Here is an 18289-nt window from a genome sequence, read left to right on the forward strand (position 1 = left end):
CGGTCGGGATCGCATGATCGAGATCAAGAGCCGCGGTCAGCTGGAGGCCATGAGGGCCTCCGGGCTGGTCGTGGCACGGACGTTGGCGCTGCTGGCCTCGCACACCAAAGCCGGGGTCAGCACCGCCGAGCTGGACGAGCTGGCCGAGCAGAGCATCCGCGACGCCGGCGCCATCCCGTCGTTCAAGGGCTACCACGGGTTCCCGGCGTCGATCTGCGCGTCGGTGAACCAGCAGGTGGTCCACGGCATCCCCAGCCGCACGCAGGTGCTGGTGGAGGGTGACCTGATCTCGATCGACTGCGGCGCCATCCTGGACGGCTGGCACGGCGACTCGGCCATCACCGTGCCGGTGGGCGCGGTGACCGAGGCGGAGCTGAAGCTGTCCGACGCGACCCGTGCGTCGATGCTCGCGGGCATCGAGGCGGCGGTGCCCGGTGGGCGGCTGAGCGACATCTCGTTCGCGATCGAGTCGGCCACCATCCTGGCCGGCGAGGAGCACGGCGTCGAGTACGGCATCGTGGAGGGCTACGGCGGCCACGGCATCGGCACGAAGATGCACATGGACCCGTTCCTGCCGAACTACGGCAAGCCCGGCAAGGGTCCGCGGCTGAAGGTCGGCATGGCGATCGCCATCGAGCCGATGCTCACCCTGGGCACCGAGCGCACGGTCGAGCTGGACGACGGCTGGACCGTCGTCACGGCCGACGACTCCCGCGCCGCCCACTGGGAGCATTCGGTGGCCATCACCGACGACGGCCCCTGGGTCCTCACCGCCCTCGAAGGAGCCTGACCCACCGCTCCGCTGACCCACCGCTCCGCTGACCCACCGCTCCGCTGACCCGCTGATCTGGCTGCTCCGGGATCTGTCCGCCTCGCGAGTTGTCCACAGGCGAGGCCGCGCGGCCGGAGTTCGTCGGTCCGTTCTGGCATGATCAAGACCAGGGGTTCCCCTGGCGGGGACCCCTGCGAAGCAGCGCCTGGGCAACCGTCCGCGCAACCCGTCCGCTGTGCTGTTGTCACCTGAACCGGTGAAGTGCGGCGGCGGTCGGATGGCTCGTGCCTACGCTGGGCCGAGCGCCCTCACTGCGGACCTGCGCCGCGCCCTGCCGGCCGGTCACGTGGGCCGATTTGGGCGTTCGCGCAGACCCGCGTAGTATGGACGGGTGGCGCACACGTCGCGCCGGTTCCGTCATGCCCGGGGCTCTCTTCCCGGAGGTGGCAGGGGTTCGCAAGGGCCTTGAGGAGTCGGGGTGCCGCGTGCCCGCACTCCAGAAGTAACACTCACCGTCACGAAACGCGGAGGACATGGGCAAGAAGGACGGGGCCATTGAGGTCGAGGGCCGCGTAGTCGAGCCGCTTCCCAACGCGATGTTCCGCGTCGAGTTGGAGAACGGTCACAAGGTCCTGGCACATATCAGCGGCAAGATGCGTCAGCACTACATCCGCATCCTCCCTGAGGACCGGGTTGTCGTGGAGCTCTCGCCCTACGACCTGTCCCGCGGGCGCATCGTCTACCGCTACAAGTGACCTCGGTGCGCTCCAGCAGGGGCGCGCCGGCTGACGCAGGAGAAGCTCAGGCGTGAAGGTCCAGCCGAGCGTCAAGAAGATCTGCGACAAGTGCAAGGTGATCCGCCGTCACGGCCGGGTCATGGTCATCTGCGAGAACCTGCGCCACAAGCAGCGCCAGGGCTGACCAGAGCCGTCGAGCACGAGTCGAGTCTTCACGGACGCGACACCTAAGTAAGCCTCCTCGCACCTGCCGCACACGCAACGCAGTGCGGCACACCCCCGGACTCCAGGCCGGGGCCGGGACGCCGGTCGCGAGAGCGACCGGAACTGACACAGCGAGTCAGTCCCGGGATCGGGCGAGGAGCAGACCTGGAGCGACACCACTGTTAGGAGCAAGCGCCGTATGGCACGACTCGCTGGCGTCGACCTCCCCCGCGAAAAGCGGTTGGAGATCGCGCTCACCTACATCTTCGGCATTGGTCGGACGCGCTCGAAGGAGCTGCTGACCGCCACCGAGATCTCCCCGGACCTCCGGGTGAAGGACCTCGGCGACGACGACCTCGCCAAGCTGCGGGACTACATCGAGAACCACTTCAAGGTCGAGGGTGACCTCCGCCGCGAGGTTCAGGCCGACATCCGCCGGAAGATGGAAATCGGCTGCTACGAGGGGCTGCGCCACCGTCGCAACCTGCCCGTCCGCGGGCAGCGCACGAAGACGAACGCGCGCACTCGTAAGGGTCCGAAGAAGACCGTCGCCGGCAAGAAGAAGGCCGGAAAGAAGTAAGACCTCGCGTCTCTAGCTCTAGCAAGTAGGAGTTCACCCAGACATGCCACCCAAGTCCCGCACGGGCGCCGGGGTCAAGAAAGTCCGGCGCAAGGAAAAGAAGAACGTCTCGCACGGCCAGGCGCACATCAAGAGCACGTTCAACAACACCATCGTGTCCATCACGGACCCGCTGGGCAACGTGATCAGCTGGGCCTCCGCCGGCCACGTCGGCTTCAAGGGCTCCCGCAAGTCCACGCCGTTCGCCGCGCAGATGGCCGCCGAGAACGCCGCGCGCAAGGCCGCCGAGCACGGTATGCGCAAGGTGGACGTGTTCGTGAAGGGTCCCGGCTCCGGCCGCGAGACCGCGATCCGTTCGCTGCAGGCCGCCGGCCTCGAGGTCGGCACCATCCAGGACGTGACCCCGCAGCCCCACAACGGCTGCCGCCCGCCCAAGCGGCGCCGGGTCTGAGGCACGGGGAGGAGTAAGACACTATGGCTCGCTATACCGGACCGGCCACTCGCATCTCGCGCCGTCTCAAGGTCGACCTCGTCGGCGGGGACCAGGCGTTCGAGCGTCGTCCTTACCCGCCCGGCCAGCACGGCCGCGGTCGGATCAAGGAGTCCGAGTACCTGCTTCAGCTCCAGGAGAAGCAGAAGGCTCGTTACACCTACGGCGTGCTGGAGAAGCAGTTCCGCCGCTACTACGAGGAAGCGGTTCGCCGCACCGGCAAGACCGGTGAGAACCTGCTGCAGATCCTCGAATCCCGGCTCGACAACGTGGTGTACCGCGCGGGTCTCGCGCGCACCCGTCGTCAGGCCCGCCAGCTGGTCAGCCACGGTCACTTCATCGTGAACGGCCACAAGGTGAACATCCCCAGCTACCGGGTGTCGAAGTTCGACATCATCGACGTGAAGCCGAAGTCGCTGCCCACGCTGCCGTTCGAGGCCGCGCGTGCTTCCTTCGGTGACCGGCCGATCCCGGCGTGGCTCCAGGTCGTGCAGTCCAACCTGCGCATCCTGGTCCACCAGCTGCCGGAGCGGGCGCAGATCGACACGCCCGTCACCGAACAGCTGATCGTCGAGCTCTACTCGAAGTGATCCTCCTGGAGGGCCTGTCCACGCGGATGGGCCCTCCAGTCGGGTCCCGCGGCGGCACGGAATGGTGTGCCGCATGCGTTTGCCGGTCTCCGCGACCGGCTTCCACGACGTCAAATAGCGGGCGTCGGGGTTAGAGAGGAAGAACCCAGTGCTGATTTCCCAGCGTCCCTCGCTCAGCGAGGAAGCGGTCAACGAGACCCGCTCCCGGTTCGTCATCGAGCCGCTGGAGCCGGGCTTCGGCTACACCCTCGGCAACTCGATTCGCCGCACCCTGCTGTCGTCCATCCCCGGCGCGGCCGTGACCAGCATCCGCATCGACGGTGTGCTGCACGAGTTCACGACCGTCCCCGGTGTGAAGGAAGACGTCACCGACATCATCCTCAACCTCAAGGAGCTGGTCGTCAGCTCCGAGGAGGACGAGCCGGTGACCATGTACCTGCGCAAGCAGGGGCCGGGCGCGGTGACCGCGGGCGACATCGTGCCTCCGGCAGGTGTCACCGTGCACAATCCCGACCTGCACATCGCCACCCTGAACGGCAAGGGCAAGCTGGAGATCGAGCTCGTGGTCGAGCGCGGTCGCGGTTACGTCCCCGCCGTGCAGAACAAGCAGGCTGGTGCCGAGATCGGCCGCATTCCGGTCGACTCGATCTACTCGCCCGTCATGAAGGTGACCTACAAGGTCGAGGCCACCCGTGTCGAGCAGCGGACCGACTTCGACAAGCTGATCCTCGACGTGGAGACCAAGCCGTCCATCACGCCGCGCGACGCCGTCGCGTCGGCCGGTAAGACGCTGGTCGAGCTGTTCGGTCTCGCTCGCGAGCTGAACGTCGACGCCGAGGGCATCGAGATCGGCCCCTCGCCCGCCGAGGCGGACACCATCGCGGCGTTCGCGATGCCGATCGAGGACCTGGACCTCACCGTCCGGTCCTACAACTGCCTCAAGCGCGAGGGCATCCACACCGTGGGCGAGCTGGTCTCGCGCAGCGAGGCGGACCTGCTGGACATCCGCAACTTCGGTGCGAAGTCGATCGACGAGGTCAAGATGAAGCTCGTCGGCCTCGGCTTGGCGCTGAAGGACAGCCCTCCTGGGTTCGACCCGTCGGCCGCCGCGTCCGACTACCCGGCCGAAGGCTGGGGCACGGACGCCGTCGTGGACAACCACGACGACGGTCAGGACTACGCGGAGACCGAGCAGCTCTGAGGTCGCTTAGCGGCCGGGCCGGAGCAGAGGATCAGAAAGAAATCCGAGGAGCAATTCGATGCCCACCCCCACCAAGGGACCCCGTCTCGGGGGCTCGCCGGCCCACGAGCGGCTGATGCTGGCCAACCTGGCCACGTCCCTGTTCACCCACGGTCGGATCACGACCACTGAGGCGAAGGCGAAGCGGCTGCGCCCGTACGCCGAGAAGCTGATCAGCAAGGCGAAGGTCGGTGACCTGCACAACCGTCGCGAGATCCTGAAGGTGATCCGCGACAAGGACATCGTGCACAAGCTGTTCGCCGAGATCGGCCCGCAGTTCGCCGACCGCTCCGGTGGCTACACCCGCATCACCAAGACGCTGCCGCGCAAGGGCGACAACGCCCCCATGGCCGTGATCGAGCTGGTTGCGGAGCAGACCGTCACCGCCGAGGCGGAGCGCGCCCGCAAGACCAAGTTCGCCAAGGACGAGGCCGCGAAGGCTGCTTCGACCGAGGAGACCAAGGTCGAGGACGCCGCCGCCGAGGACGCTGACCAGGACGCTGACGCGCCCGAGTCGGCGACCAAGGACGCCACCGAGGAGCCCGCCGAGGGCGCCGACGAGGCTCCGAAGGCAGAGGACAAGAAGGACGAAGACAAGAAGGACGAGTCCTGACGGACGAGAACTTCACCGACGAGCCCGTCGTTCCCGCTGGGGACGACGGGCTCGTTCGTGTGCGACTGGACCTGGCCTACGACGGCACGGACTTCTCCGGGTGGGCGCGCCAGCCCGACCGCCGCACGGTGTGCGGGGTACTGGAGGACACGATGTCCAAGGTGCTGCGCGAGGACGTGCAGCTGACCGTGGCGGGTCGCACGGACGCGGGCGTGCACGCTTCGGGGCAGGTGGCGCACGTGGACCTGCCGTCCGGCGTGGACGTCGCCGGGTTGCCCAAGCGTTTGGCACGCGCTCTACCTGCGGATGTGCGGGTGTTCTCGGCACGGGTCGTGCCTGCCGCGTTCGACGCGCGGTTCGCCGCGTTGCGCCGGCACTACGAGTACCGGGTCACCGATGCCGCGTTCGGGGCGCACCCGCTGCGGCGCTTGGACACGCTGGCCTGGCCGCGTCCGCTGGACCTCGACGCGTTGAACGCGGCCTCGGCGTTGTTGCTGGGCGAACGGGATTTCTGCGCGTTCTGCCGACGCCGTGAGGGCGCGACCACGATCCGTGAGCTGCAACGGCTGGAGTGGGTGCGGGACGGCGCCGTGCTGACCGCGCACGTGTCCGCGGACGCGTTCTGCCACTCGATGGTGCGCAGCCTGGTCGGGGCGCTGCTCGCGGTGGGCGAGGGGCGCAAGCCGGTGGCCTGGCCCGCGTCGCTGCTGTCGCTGACCGCGCGGTCCAGCGAGGTCACGGTGGCGCCGCCGCACGGGTTGTCGCTGGTCCAGGTCGACTACCCGGCCGACGACGAGTTGGCCGCGCGGGCCGCGATCACCCGGAACGTGCGCGTCGTGCCGACCAGCTGAGCCAGGCCACGCCGCCCAGCGGTATCTCGGCCAGGTAGGTGAAGAACGCGAACAGCAGCACGCCGGCGACGGCCGGTGCGGCGGGCGTGCCGAGGCTGACCAGCAGCGCGATGGTGCCGTTCTCGGTGAGGCCGACCCCGCCGGGCGTGATCACGGCCAGGGTGAGCAGCCGGCTCACCGCGAACGCCGCGACCGTCGGCCCCAGCCCCAGGTGGACGCCCGCGGCTGCCAGGCACCACCACAGCAGCAGGCCCTGCAGCAGCAGGTAGGTGAGCATGCCCAGGGTCATCTGCCGCCAGCCGTCGCGGATCACCTGGCCGGCCTCGCGGCGCAGCCGCAGCAGGAACCGGGTGGTCCGGCCGCCGCCGAGCATCCGGCCGAGCCACCGCAGGCTCAGCAGCACGACCACGGCCAGCACCAGACCGGCGGCCGCGCCGATCGCCGCCGCCAAGACCCCGTTGCCGAGTACTACCGCGCCTTGCACGGCCAGCGCCAACACCGGCAGGGCCGCCCGGGACAGGGCGTTCCACAGGCCGCTGACGATCGCCGACGTGGTGATCGCCCGCGCGGAGTGGCCCCAGCTCGACGCCATCACGGCCGTCACCGCCACCCCGGCCGCGCCGCCGAACGGCAGCACGTTGCTGATCGCGCTGCCCGCCGCGTTCAGGCTGAACGCCTGGGTGTGGCGCAGGCCGGGCAGCGAGCCGGTGAGCACGTAGGTGTAGGCCCAGAGGCCGGCCAGCCACAGCGTCGTCAGCCAGAGCACGGTGCCGGGTCCGACCCTCCGCAGCTGCTCGCCGACGGCCGTCCACGCCACCCCGCCGACGGCGGGCACCAGCGCGACCACCAGCCACGCCGCCAGGCCGAGTGAGGCCAGCGACGCGGCGACCCGGAGCCACCGCCTCACCGGGCGCTCAACCGTTTGCGTTCCACGTACCACTCGGTACCCAGCACCACCTTGAACAGCGGCGGCGGCAGCTTGAGCAGGGCGGCGAGGGTGCGGGTGGACTCGCCGCCGGTGGTCTGCGTGGCGTGCGCCGCCATGGCCGCCCGCTTCACGTGCGCGTACGGCCGGACGTCCACCGAGTGGGTGATCTCGTGGCGGGCGGTGTAGGCCTTCTCGAACGGCGCCAGGTCGAACCGGCGGGCCAGCCGGGCGAGCCGCAGCCCGCGCAGCAGCAGGGTGCGGTCGACCGTTGCCTCCCACACGCGGGGTGTGCCGGCGAGTTCGGCGGCCAGCGTGCCGACCCGGTGCACCTGGACGTGGTCGGGGTGCCCGTAGCCGCCGCTGGGGTCGTAGGTGGACAGCAGGTCGGCGCGTTCCTCGTGCAGCAGCTCGGCCAGCCGTTCCGCGGCCTCGCCCACGTCGACGCGGGCGAAACCGTGCCGACCGTCCAAGCCGGAGTCCCGGTACCCCAGGAACTCCACCCGCGCGCACCCCAGCACGCGGGCCGAGGCGTGGGCCTCTCTGGTCCGGACCGCGCCGAGGTCGGGTTCGGGGGCGCTCAGCCCCCGTTCACCGGCGGTCGCGACGACCAGCACCACGCGGTGGCCCTCCTGCGCGAGGCGCGCCATCGTGCCGCCGGTCAACAGGGCTTCGTCGTCGGGGTGGGCGTGGAAGAAGACGCACGTTCGGCTCACGGGTGCAAGAGTGTCAGTTGGTCCGTTCGGCGGCTTGACGGGAGTGCACTTGTCGATCATCCACGTCACCGACTGCTTCCTGCCGCGCTTGGGCGGGATCGAGGTGCAGGTCGCCGGTCTGGCACGGGAGCAGGCGCTCTGTGGTGAGGACGTGCACGTGGTGACCGCGACCAGGCTCGCGTCACCGGGGGTCGGGTACTCGGTGCACCGGATCGCGGTGCGGCTGCCGTGGGACCTGCCCGTGCACCCGCGGGCCGGTTCGCATCTCGACCGGGTGATCGTCTCGCTGTCGCCGTCGGTGGTGTACGTGCACGTCGGCGCGATCTCGCCGTTCGCGTGGTCGGGGGTGCGGTCGGCTGTGCGGCTCGGGCTGCCGACGGTGGTCGTCGTGCACAGCATGTGGGACCCGGCCGTGCAGCGGTGCTACCGCGTGCTGGACCGGCTCGCCGCGTGGAGTTCTTCGCCGGTGGCGTTGGCGGCGGTGAGCCGTGCGGCGGCGGACCGGATGCGTGCGGCGGTGCCGGGCATCTCGGTGGGGGTGGTGCCGAACGGGATCACGCCGGAGCGGTGGCGGGGGATTCCGACGCAGCGACCGGACGACGCGGTGCACGTGGTGTCGGTGGGTCGGCTGGCGGCACGGAAGGAACCGATGGCGCTGCTGCGCGCGTTGCGCGCCGTTCGTGCCGACGTGCCGCTGCGGGCGACTCTGGCCGGCGCCGGGCCCGAGTCGGCGGCGATGCACCGGTACGTCGAGCGACACGGCATGAAGTGGGTAAACCTGCCCGGCCGCCTGGACCGCCAGGGTGTGGGCCACCTGCTGGCGGGGGCGGACGTGTTCGTCAACCCGGCGGCGCAGGAGGCGTTCGGCCTGGCGGCGTTGGAGGCACGGACGGCGGGCGTGCCGGTGATCGCACGGCAGGGGACGGGCGTGGCGGACTTCGTGCGGGATGGCGTGGAGGGCCTGCTGACCGACGACTTGGCCGCCGGCATCACGCGCCTGGTGTCGGACCGGGAGGAACGCTCCCGCATCGCCGAGCACAACCGGGGGACGGAACCCACCCATTGCACCTGGCCACGCGTCCTGGAGGCGCTGCGCGACTGCTCGGCGCGGGTGTGAGGACTAGAAGCTCAGTTCGCCCAGATCGACGGTGATCGGGACAGGTGCCGCCGTGATCGTCACCGGGCCTGCGGCGTGAACCGCCTGCTCCACCACGTAGTGGTCACCGTCCAGCCGGTACGCGGTGAGCTTCAGCTGGTGGAGATCGTTCTTCTGGTCGATCGTCCACACGTACGGCACGCCCGCTGAGGCGTAGGCATCCATCTTCGCCTCCCGCTCGGCGCGCGTGTTGCCGGGCGACCACACCTCGACCGCCAGCAACAGCGCCTCGGCCGGGAAGACCACGCCCGCAGGCCTGTCGACGATCACCACGTCGGGGATCAGTCCGGTGCGCAAGGTCGAGGAGATCTTCACGTTCACCGCCGGAACGGCGCGCAGGTCTTTGCGCTCGGCAGCGCGAACTGCGTTGCGGATCTGCACTGCCAGCTCGAAGGCGACCACCTGGTGTCCGTAGGTGGGCGCAGGTGACACGTGGAACTGCCCCAGAATCAGCTCGGTGCGTGACCCGTCCTCCGAAGGGGGCAGGGCCAGCCAGTCTTCGACTGTGTGCGGGCCGATCGGGTCTTGCAGGGCTGCGGACATGGCTCCACCTCCTGGATCGACTCGATTATGACCCTGCCACAATCCCACTGGGCGATACCGCCTCGACCAGGTGAAACGTGGAGCGGCCCCTCACCGGCGGAAGTTGGTGAGGGGCCGCTGTTGTGCGACAGGATTCGGGGACCGCTAGAGGTCGAGGGTCCAGGTGTCGATGTAGCCGGTGTCCTGGCCGAAGACGTCGCGCACGCGGAGCTGCCAGGTGCCGTTGGAGTCCTCCGTCGCCACGTTCACCGTGTAGGTGGCGTCGACGTTGTCCGCACCGTCCGTACCGGACGAGACCTTGAGCTGCTTGACCGCGCCGCTCGGCGTGACCAGGTCGATCACCAGGTCACCCCGGTAGGTGTGCTTGACGTGCACCTCGACCGTGGACGACGTGCCCGCCTTGCCGCCGCAGTCGGTCACCGCGATCGGGCTGGACGCGACGCCCATGTCCGGCACGGCCACGTCCGTCGCGTTGGTCTTGGCGGTGCAGCCGCCGGGCGGCGGGGTGGTGGCGCCGACGATCTTGAGCAGCTTGTTCGGCGAACCGCTGCCCGCGCCGCCGATCACGCCGTTCGTCGCGCCGTTCACCAGGGCGTCGCGCACCTGCTGCGGGGTCGCGGTGGGGTTCGCGGCCAGGTAGACGGCCGCCGCGCCGACCACGTGCGGCGTCGCCATGGACGTGCCGCTGATGGTGTTGGTGGCGGTGTCGTTGGTGTACCAGGCCGACGTGATGGACGTGCCCGGCGCGAAGATGTCCAGGCAGGTGCCGAGGTTCGAGAACGACGACCGGGCGTCGGTGTTGGTCGTGGAACCGACCGTGATCGCCTCGGCGGTGCGCGCGGGGGAGTAGTTGCACGCGTCCGCGCCGTTGCTGTTGCCCGCCGCGATGCCGTACGTCACGCCGGACGCGATGGAGTTGCGCACGGCCTGGTCGACCGTGGCGTCCGCGCCGCCGCCGAGCGACATGTTCGCGACCGCCGGCTTGACCGCGTTGGCGGTCACCCAGTCGATACCCGCGATGACGCCCGCGTACGTGCCGGAGCCCGCGCAGTTCAGCACCCGCACGCCGACCAGCTTGGCCTTCTTCGCCACGCCGTACGCGGTGCCGCCGACGGTGCCCGCCACGTGCGTGCCGTGGCCGTTGCAGTCGGTCGCGTCGGCGTCGTTGTCGACGGTGTCGCGACCGGTCACGGCCCGCCCACCGAAGTCGCTGTGCGAGAACCGGATGCCCGTGTCGATGATGTAGGCGGTGACGCCCTCACCCTCGTTCGGGTAGGTGTAGGAGTTGTCCAACGGCAGCGCGGCCTGGTCGATCCGGTCCAGGCCCCACGACGGGGTCGGCGCCTGCGTGCCGGAGATCGTCACCTCGCCGTCCTGCTGCACGTACGACACCGACGGGTCGGCGGCCAGCTTGCGGGCCTGCGCCTCGGTCATGGTGGCCGAGAAGCCGCGCAGCGCGCTGGCGTACGTGTGCTTGACGTTCGCCTCGTACTTGTTGCTCAACGTGTCCACGGTGCTCGTGCTCACGTCCTTGAGCACGACGATGTAGCTGTCCTTGACCGCGTTGGGCGCACCCAACCCGAGGATGGAGCCTTCCGCCGCCGCGGAGGTGAAGGTGGTCAGTGCGGCCGTGACCGCGAACGCCGTGCCCGTGGCCAGCCCGACACCGGCCAACCGCGTGGTCCAGGACGCGCGAACGTCTCCCATGTCAGGGGGTCTCCTCTTCGCAGGGTGGGCGCCCGGCCGATGTCACCCCGATACCGACCGAACACGTTGAGTTGTTCCTAGTTCGCCCTGCGGGTGAGGCGCAATGATTTGTCGGTAACAACCGGCGAACAGCTCGTACACACCTATTCGCGCTGTGAACGAATTGGTGCCCAGAGTGACTGGACCTGGATCACAAAATATGCCCCCGGACAATGGTCCGGGGGCATATCGGCGGTATCGGTGCTGCTGAAAGGGTCAATCGCCGCGGCGCACCGCACCCAGGATCTGCTGCTCGCCAGGGGTTGTGACCAGGCGCAACGGCCGCCACAGGTTCGTGCCGAGCGCGATCACCTGGTCGTCCTTGAGCGTGGTGAGCTGGTGCGCCATCTGCGGCGGCAGCCGCCAGATCTGGCTCGCCAACTGCGCCTGCCCGACCGGCAGCCGTTGCAGCAGCACCAGGTCCGCGGAATTCGCGGTGGTCGCCGCCTGCGGGTGCAAATACGGCAACACGTACATCGTGGTCTGCCACGGCGAGCGCGGCGGGAACAGTTCCTGCGGCACGTGGCCGCCGTCGTGCACGACCAGCAGCGGGCTGTCCTCCGACGGCCGCGGCAGCTCCACCGGGCTCAGCCGGCGCAACTGCACCAGCGGCGAGGGACGACCGTCCGCGCCGGCGCCGGCCGCGCGCACCACCGGCTGCCAGGCCGCCGGGCGGCCCGTCGCGATGGTGATCCACGCGCCCGTCGCCATCGCCCGCAGCGCGATCTGCCGGGCCAGGTACAGCCCGCCGACCACGACCATGCGGGTCGGCGCGGACCGCAGCACCGAGATCGTCAGCGGCTCGCCCTGCAGACCCGAGCCGAGCACCATGCCGCCGCGGTCGCCCGACGGGCTCACCACGTCCAGCATCTGGGGCGACACCAAGAATTCCGGCGCCACGCCCTTGCCGTTGCCCTGCGCGTCCAGCAGTCGGGAGTTGGTCACGCCACACCTCCCAGCGGCAGCGTCGCGGCCAACCCGGCGACCTGGAGGCCGTTCAACGGGGTCAGCGTGATGTCGAGCTTGTCGGCCAACGCGTTGAGCCGGTCGTCCGCGCGGTCCAATTCGGACGGCGTGCGGGCGCTCACCCGCACCATGCCGCGCAGGCCGACCTGGCCCTGCTCGCTGCTCGGCGAGATCGTCATGGACAACGTCGAGGACAGCGCCCGGACGCCGGTCAGCGCGTTCAGGTTGTTGCGCATGCCCTTGGCCGGCCAACCGGTGATCGCGTAGCTGGCGTGACCAACACCACCCGCCGTCACACCGGACCACTTCTCGCGCAGCGACACCGAGTTGTTGGACCCGGCCACCGAGGTCAGCTCGGCCGCCGAGATGCCCGCCCGGATCAGCTCGTCGGGGTCGAGCGGCCGGATCGACACGCCCGTCGACTCCAACGCGTTGCGCACCCGGGACAGCGCGCCGATCAACGCGCGGTGCGCGCCCACGACGCCGCCGCCGCGCTCGCGGATCGCCGCCGCACAGCGCCTCGGGTCCAACCGCACCGCGATCCACGTCGTCCGGCGGGCCGCCGCGGGCAGCGGGCCGAGCACTTCCATGTACGAGTTGAGCGCGGGCGAGTTCGACGGCAGCGCCGCGCTGCCCGGGTAGCAGTGCCAGATCACCGAGATCGCGTCCAGCACCACACCGCGGTCTTCCAACGTCGGCGCCAGCGCGCCCAGCGGCAACGACGGCGCGCTGCCCACCGCGGTGATCAGACCCGGTGCCGGGTCGACCAGCAGCACGGCGGTCCACGCGCCCTGGTGCCAGGCCATGCCCAGCGGGCGGCGCTCGTGGTCGACGCCCTTGGCCACCACCAGGTCCGGCACCGCGAGGCGCAGCAGCGCCACCCGCGGGTCGTCCGGGCCGATGACCGACGACTCCTCTTCCGACGGCGGCTTCATCTCCACCGGGCCGCTGCGCTTGGCCGTGCGGCCGTGCGAGCGGAAGCTGTAGCGCACCACCAGACCGATCCACTGGGTCAGCCAGCGACCCCGGGACCTGGTGAACGCCAGGATCAGCGCGATCAGCACGATGCCGCCGGCGATGTACATCGGCACGGGCTCGACACCGTCACCGGTGGCGCCGATCGCCAGCAGGACCAGGCCGATGGCGACGCCGACCTCCAGCACAACCAGGTTGGCGACCGGCAGCGCGCCCAGGCTCGCGCCCGCGGTGCGGCGACGCGCCCGGAGCAGTGCGGCTCGCACCGCGCCCCCTGCGGCCTGCGCGCGCGCCATGGCGGGGTTTGGTGGGCCCGGATGTGGGGTGGTCACAGACATCCGATCTGGTTCTCTTTCCGTCGACGTGCGCCGGGTGGACCGATCGGGTCTGACCAACCCGCACACGGATCACCCGCCGTCCGGCTATCGTGCAGACCGTACCGCGACTGGGAGAGCAGCGAGCCGAGAATGGCATCAACACCCACCACCAAGTCACAGGTCCAGGCCTACCGCTTCGTGCTGCGCCGGATGCAGTCCGCTCTGGTGCGCAGAGACGCGGTGATGCTGCACGACCCGATGCGCACCCACTCGCGTGCGACCGCGGTGGGCGTCCTGCTGGGCGTCGTCGGCATGATCGGGTTCCTGATCTTCGGCTTCTTCTCGCCGGACCCGCAGCTCGACGGCCAGACGCAGATCGCCATCTCCAAGGAGACCGGCCAGGTCTACGTCGTGAACAACGGCCCGCCGAGGACGTTGATCCCGATGACCAACCTCGCGTCCGCGCGCCTGTTGCTGTTGCAGCAGCAGCAGCCGGACGCGAGTCAGGCCGCGGTCGGCGGCGGTGACGCGCCGGCAGGGGCGGTGACCCAAGGGGCGCAGGTCGCCGGCGGCGATCCGAAGCTGGTCAGCGAGAAGGTGTTGTCGAAGGTGGCCAAGGGCCGGTTGACCGGCATCCCCGACGGGCCGGACGTGCTGCCGAAGCCGGAGAACCGGATCGGCGCGGACTGGTCCGTGTGCGACGCCCTGGAGCTGGACAAGTCGCTGAACGACCCGTCGTCGCCGGGCAAGTTCACCACCACCGTCCTCGCGGGTATGAGCGGCGGCGGCGAACTGCTCGACGGCAACCGCGCCCTGCTGGTGCGGGCGGGTACCGACGACAAGCAGGCGTACCTGATCTACCGGGCGCCGGACAACTCGAAGATCACCTCGACGTCCACGGTGCGGGCCAAGGTGGACCTCGGCAACGGCCAGGTGGTGAACGCGCTGGGCCTGGGCCAGAAGACGCCGCGCGCCATCAGCACCGGTTTGCTCAACGCGATCCCCGAGGCGAAACCGCTGCGCGCGCCGGAGATCGCGGGCCGCGGCACCGCGATGAACTACACGATCCAGGGCGCGAACCTCAAGGTCGGCGACGTGATCGAGGTGGCGATCAGCGGTTCCGAGCGGGACTACTACGTCGCGCTCAAGGACGGCCTGCAGGAGGTCAGCCTCGCGGCGAGCGTCCTGCTCCGCGCCGCGTACGCGCAGGGTGCCGAGCCGAAGCTGGTCGACATCGCCCGGATCAACAACATCCCGACGGTCAACCAACTCGACTTCGACGACTACCCGGCCGACGTGCCGCAGGTCTTGGACGCGAACGAGAACAACAAGGTGATCTGCCTCGGTTGGCAGGCGCAGAACGTGACCTCGGCCAACAAGTCGCAGCACACGAAGGTGACCATCGCGCCGTCGCTGCCGATCCCGTCCGACGTGGCGCCGGTGAGCATCAACCAGGTCGGCGCGACCGGCGAGGTGGTCAGCCAGTTCGTGATGGCGCCGGGCAAGGCGGCCGTGGTGCGCAGCGCGACGTCCACAGAGGACTTCGACAGCGGTCCGATCCACCTGATCACCGGTCGTGGCGTGAAGTACGGCATCCCGGATGTGACCACCAGCGGTGGGTTGGGGTTGGGCGCGGACAAGTTCACGCCCGGACCGGAGTCGATCCTGAGGTTGCTGCCCAACGGGCCGCAGCTCAACCGCAACGACGCCTCCCGCAGCTGGGATTCCATCCCGGTGCCGAAGAGCAACAGCCTGCTGCCCGAGGAGCAGGCCAAGAAGGCGGGCGGCTGAGCACCGGCCGTCGCGCGTACGGTCGCAGCGCTATTGCTGGGCCCTTTGGCGGAACCGGCGTGGACCGGTTCCCGTCATAGGGTGCAGGAGGTGTCGGGGTGAACGAGATCACACGCAGGCCCGCGGTCGGTGCGGTGGGCACCGGGCAGGTGTCGATCGACCCGCGCTGGCTGGAGCTGTACGCCCAGCGCGTCGACGAGGCGGCCGAAGAGCTGACCCGCGCGCGTGCCGAGCTGCGCGAGGCGCCCTTGCGCACCCAGAGCTTCGGCGAGCTGGGGCGCACGCTGCGCAGCGCCGAGGCGTACGGCCGGGCCGCCGGGATGCTGAACCAGCAGCTCGACCGGGCGTGCGAGGTTCTGACTTCGGCGGCGAAGGGGCTGCACGACGTGGCCGAGCACTACGGCGCCCAGGACGACGACGCGGTCGCATTGATCAAGAACGCCGACCGGCGTTAGACGGGGTGGGCTGATGCGGGGCAAGGACGGCAAGCAGATCGCCGCCGAGATCGGGCCGGAGCTGGACTACCTGTCGGGGATCAGCCGCCGGCTCGGCGTGCGCGACCTCGTGGCGGACTACTTCACGCCCGTCGTGGGCGACTGGAACGACCTGCACGAGGAGGCGGAGCGCTGGCGCAAGGCCGGGCTCGTCGCCGAGCACGTGACGCGTGACCTGACCAAGCCGCTGGGCAAGCTCGACTCGGCGTGGCAGGGCAAGGACGCGGACTCGTTCGTGGAGCACATGCAGAAGGTCGGCCTGGCCGGGCACGACATGTCCGACGCGATGCACGCCATGGGCGAGGCGTTGGACCAGACCGCCGAGGGCATCCGCGGCATCGTGGAGGACATGTCCCGGGTGTTCGCCGAGGCGGCCGACACGGTGTCCGGTGCGGCGGCGTTGCCGGTGGACGGCGACCGGCGCGTGGTGGAGGCGTTGGACGAGCTGCACGACCCGGCGAAGGAGCTGCACGAGTCGGTGCGGGACGTGCTGGAGGCGTTCCTGCGGCTGTGCGACGGCGTGTCCGGTTCGGCGGACTTCGCCGACGTGAAGATGGAGCACAAGTACCCCGAGCAGAACTGGAAGTTCACCGAGCCCGCGAAGCCGACCGTGCCGCAGCCCCCGGCCACCCCTCCCGTCGACACCAAGCCCGCTGCCGCCGGTGGTGGCGCGGGTTCCGGTTCCGGTGGTGGCGCGCCGGGCGGCGGCGGTGGCGGCGTACCCGGCGGTGGCGGCGGTGTGCCCGGCGGTGGCCCGTCCGGCGCTGAGACCCCCGAGCGGATGCAGCACGGTGGCTCGACGGCCGTGTCCGAGCCGCGTCCCGTGGAGCCCGGCGCACGTCCTGCCGCCGCGGCCGCCGGTCCGTCCGGCCCGGCAACCGCCGGCGGTACCGGGATGATGGGCGGCGGCATGATGGGCGGCATGGCCGCCGGCGGCCAGCAGGGCGGCGACAAGGAACACAAGTCCAAAGTCCAGCTGGCCGGTTCCACCGAACAAGTCTTCGGCAAACCCAAAAAGTCCGCCCCACCAGTCCTCGGCGAGGATTGAAGTCCGCCGCCCCACCGGTCCTCAGTCAAGACCGACTGAACCACCCCGCGAGGTCGCGACTTCCAGGCGACCGAGCCCGCCGTCTCCGGAGGAGCGGCAATTAAACAGAGCGTTTGGGTGCGGGTAGGCGCTTGGCGCGGTTGCGGTTGACGGTGTGGATGATGAACATCGTCAGCAGCAGGAGGCCCACGCCGGCGCCGGTGCCGGACAGGGCCACGATCATCGGCGTCTGGTCCGGCGGGTTGAGCGGGGCGAGGTTGGTGATCAGCTCCGGGGGCGTGGACTGCTGCGCGCCCGGGCGCTCCGACGGCAGCTCGTCGGTCAGCGCGGCCACCGGGTTGATCATGCCGAAGCCGACCTTGTGATCGCGGCCGTTGGGATTGCCCGGGTGCTTCGCCGTCGCCTTGATCCGGTTCATCACCTGCTTGGCGGTCAGGTCCGGGAACCGCTCGCGCACCAGCGCCACCACGCCCGCCACGTACGGCGACGCGAAGCTGGTGCCCTGGATCGCGGTCGCCCGCTTGTTCTCATCGAGGTTCGCGTCGGTCAGGCCTTGGCCCGCCGGGTCGAGTGTGACGATGTCCTCACCCGGCGCGGCCACGCTTACCCACGGGCCCCACACCGAGAACGACGACACCTCGCCCTCGATGTTCATCGACGCCACGGACAGCACGTCGTCGGCGTACCACGGCGGCGACGCGACCACCTTCACGTTGTTCGGGTCCTGGTTGTCGTTCTGGGACTGGCAGCCGCTCTCGGAGTCGATGTTGCCCGCCGCGGTCACGATGACGACGTCCTTCTCGTTCACCGCCCAGTCCACCGCGGCCTGCAGCTGGCGTTCCCCCGTGCTCGGCTCGCGCGGCGCCTCGCACGAGGTCAGTGAGATGTTGATGACCTTCGCGCCCTGCTCCGCGGCGGACACGATGGCCTCCGCCAGGGTGCCGACCTTGCCCGCGGACGGCCGGTTGTCGACCTTGTTGGGGTCCTGGAACTCGAAGCGGTCGCTGGTCTGCCGGAACGCCAGCACCTGCACCTCGGGGGCGGCGCCGACGAACCCGGTCTGCTCGTCCCGGCTGGCCGCCGCCACGCCCGCGACCTCGGTGCCGTGACCGTCGCAGTCGACGACCCCGCGCTTCTCGGTCTCGACGTAGTCGCCACCCGGCCTGACCCGGTTGGCCAGCCGTGGGTGTTTGTCGTTGACACCGGTGTCGATGATGGCGAGCGTCACGCCCTTGCCGGTGGCGAAGCGGTGCGCCTCTTCCAACCGGAGCTGCATCTGACCCCACGGCCGCCTCGGGATGGGGCGGTTGCCCGTGTCCGAGGAGATGCACGCCGTCTGGTTCCGCGTGTAGTTGACGTCTTCCTGGGGCGACTTGCCCAGCGCCGGGCGGAAGCTCTTGTCGAGCGCCGGCGGCACCGAGTTCGGCCGCGCGTTCGGGGCGGTGGTCGTGGCCGGCTGCGCGTACGCGCCGGGCGCGGTCACGAGGGTGACCGCCACCGCGGTCAGCGCGGCGATCTTGCGGATGCGCATCAGG

Annotated in this window: 20 protein-coding genes; 13 read left to right on the forward strand and 7 right to left on the reverse strand. The window is 70.1% G+C overall.

What is annotated here, in order from left to right; genetic code table 11:
• Positions 1–13: 13 nt before the first annotated feature.
• From map to truA, 9 genes are all read left to right on the forward strand, one after another.
• Positions 14–790, forward strand: coding sequence for a type I methionyl aminopeptidase (gene map, locus ALI22I_RS41910; protein WP_077011046.1), 777 nt, complete (start codon positions 14–16; stop codon positions 788–790).
• Positions 791–1305: 515 nt separating this feature from the next.
• Positions 1306–1527: a translation initiation factor IF-1 gene (infA, locus tag ALI22I_RS41915; RefSeq protein ID WP_005166804.1), complete on the forward strand. Its 222-nt coding sequence runs from the start codon at positions 1306–1308 to the stop codon at positions 1525–1527.
• Positions 1528–1579: 52 nt separating this feature from the next.
• The gene (gene rpmJ / locus ALI22I_RS41920) at positions 1580–1693 is read left to right on the forward strand and encodes a 50S ribosomal protein L36 (protein WP_010148647.1); all 114 of its coding nucleotides are present in this window, start codon (positions 1580–1582) and stop codon (positions 1691–1693) included.
• Between the two features lie 219 nt (positions 1694–1912).
• Positions 1913–2293 (forward strand): 30S ribosomal protein S13, encoded by a 381-nt coding sequence (gene rpsM, locus ALI22I_RS41925; RefSeq protein WP_077011047.1) that lies wholly within the window; start codon positions 1913–1915, stop codon positions 2291–2293.
• A 43-nt stretch (positions 2294–2336) separates the two neighbouring features.
• Positions 2337–2744: a 30S ribosomal protein S11 gene (rpsK, locus tag ALI22I_RS41930; protein WP_015105236.1), complete on the forward strand. Its 408-nt coding sequence runs from the start codon at positions 2337–2339 to the stop codon at positions 2742–2744.
• A 23-nt stretch (positions 2745–2767) separates the two neighbouring features.
• On the forward strand, positions 2768–3373 hold the full coding sequence (gene rpsD / locus ALI22I_RS41935; RefSeq protein ID WP_077011048.1) for a 30S ribosomal protein S4: 606 nt from the start codon (positions 2768–2770) through the stop codon (positions 3371–3373).
• Positions 3374–3521: 148 nt separating this feature from the next.
• Positions 3522–4574, forward strand: coding sequence for a DNA-directed RNA polymerase subunit alpha (locus ALI22I_RS41940; RefSeq protein WP_077011049.1), 1053 nt, complete (start codon positions 3522–3524; stop codon positions 4572–4574).
• Between the two features lie 58 nt (positions 4575–4632).
• Positions 4633–5226 carry a 50S ribosomal protein L17 gene (gene rplQ, locus ALI22I_RS41945; protein WP_077011050.1) on the forward strand — a complete coding sequence of 198 codons (594 nt, stop codon included), beginning with the start codon at positions 4633–4635 and terminating at the stop codon, positions 5224–5226.
• A gap of 59 nt (positions 5227–5285) precedes the next feature.
• Positions 5286–6077 (forward strand): tRNA pseudouridine(38-40) synthase TruA, encoded by a 792-nt coding sequence (gene truA, locus ALI22I_RS41950; RefSeq protein WP_238598812.1) that lies wholly within the window; start codon positions 5286–5288, stop codon positions 6075–6077.
• On the opposite strand, the gene ALI22I_RS41955 is transcribed toward truA, so the two are convergent.
• On the reverse strand, positions 6043–6984 hold the full coding sequence (locus ALI22I_RS41955) for a lysylphosphatidylglycerol synthase domain-containing protein (RefSeq protein ID WP_077011052.1): 942 nt from the start codon (positions 6982–6984) through the stop codon (positions 6043–6045). The genes truA and ALI22I_RS41955 overlap by 35 nt on opposite strands.
• Positions 6981–7718, reverse strand: coding sequence for a PIG-L deacetylase family protein (locus ALI22I_RS41960; protein WP_077011053.1), 738 nt, complete (start codon positions 7716–7718; stop codon positions 6981–6983). Before ALI22I_RS41960 ends, ALI22I_RS41955 begins: the two co-directional genes overlap by 4 nt.
• 49 nt (positions 7719–7767) lie before the next feature.
• Between ALI22I_RS41960 and ALI22I_RS41965 the strand changes: the two genes are divergently transcribed.
• Positions 7768–8835, forward strand: coding sequence for a glycosyltransferase family 4 protein (locus ALI22I_RS41965; RefSeq protein WP_077011242.1), 1068 nt, complete (start codon positions 7768–7770; stop codon positions 8833–8835).
• A 3-nt stretch (positions 8836–8838) separates the two neighbouring features.
• Here the strand turns inward: ALI22I_RS41965 and ALI22I_RS41970 are convergent, their stop codons facing one another.
• The 4 genes from ALI22I_RS41970 to eccE form a co-directional block, all read right to left on the reverse strand.
• Entirely contained in the window at positions 8839–9417 is a 579-nt protein-coding gene (locus ALI22I_RS41970; protein ID WP_077011054.1) for a Uma2 family endonuclease, read from the reverse strand.
• Between the two features lie 144 nt (positions 9418–9561).
• Positions 9562–11124 carry a S8 family peptidase gene (locus ALI22I_RS41975; protein WP_077011055.1) on the reverse strand — a complete coding sequence of 521 codons (1563 nt, stop codon included), beginning with the start codon at positions 11122–11124 and terminating at the stop codon, positions 9562–9564.
• A gap of 255 nt (positions 11125–11379) precedes the next feature.
• Entirely contained in the window at positions 11380–12033 is a 654-nt protein-coding gene (locus tag ALI22I_RS41980) for a hypothetical protein (RefSeq protein ID WP_238598838.1), read from the reverse strand.
• Between the two features lie 71 nt (positions 12034–12104).
• Positions 12105–13400 carry a type VII secretion protein EccE gene (eccE, locus tag ALI22I_RS41985; RefSeq protein ID WP_077011056.1) on the reverse strand — a complete coding sequence of 432 codons (1296 nt, stop codon included), beginning with the start codon at positions 13398–13400 and terminating at the stop codon, positions 12105–12107.
• Between the two features lie 171 nt (positions 13401–13571).
• Between eccE and eccB the strand changes: the two genes are divergently transcribed.
• The 3 genes from eccB (at position 13572) to ALI22I_RS51600 (ending at position 16754) form a co-directional block, all read left to right on the forward strand.
• Positions 13572–15212, forward strand: coding sequence for a type VII secretion protein EccB (gene eccB / locus ALI22I_RS41990; RefSeq protein WP_077011057.1), 1641 nt, complete (start codon positions 13572–13574; stop codon positions 15210–15212).
• Between the two features lie 98 nt (positions 15213–15310).
• Positions 15311–15667 carry a hypothetical protein gene (locus ALI22I_RS41995; RefSeq protein ID WP_083752385.1) on the forward strand — a complete coding sequence of 119 codons (357 nt, stop codon included), beginning with the start codon at positions 15311–15313 and terminating at the stop codon, positions 15665–15667.
• Positions 15668–15680: 13 nt separating this feature from the next.
• The gene (locus ALI22I_RS51600) at positions 15681–16754 is read left to right on the forward strand and encodes a WXG100 family type VII secretion target (protein ID WP_077011058.1); all 1074 of its coding nucleotides are present in this window, start codon (positions 15681–15683) and stop codon (positions 16752–16754) included.
• 100 nt (positions 16755–16854) lie between these two features.
• On the opposite strand, the gene mycP is transcribed toward ALI22I_RS51600, so the two are convergent.
• On the reverse strand, positions 16855–18285 hold the full coding sequence (gene mycP, locus ALI22I_RS42005; protein ID WP_077011059.1) for a type VII secretion-associated serine protease mycosin: 1431 nt from the start codon (positions 18283–18285) through the stop codon (positions 16855–16857).
• Between the last annotated feature and the right edge of the window lie 4 nt (positions 18286–18289).

This window comes from Saccharothrix sp. ALI-22-I, assembly GCF_001984175.1.
GTDB lineage: Bacteria > Actinomycetota > Actinomycetes > Mycobacteriales > Pseudonocardiaceae > Actinosynnema.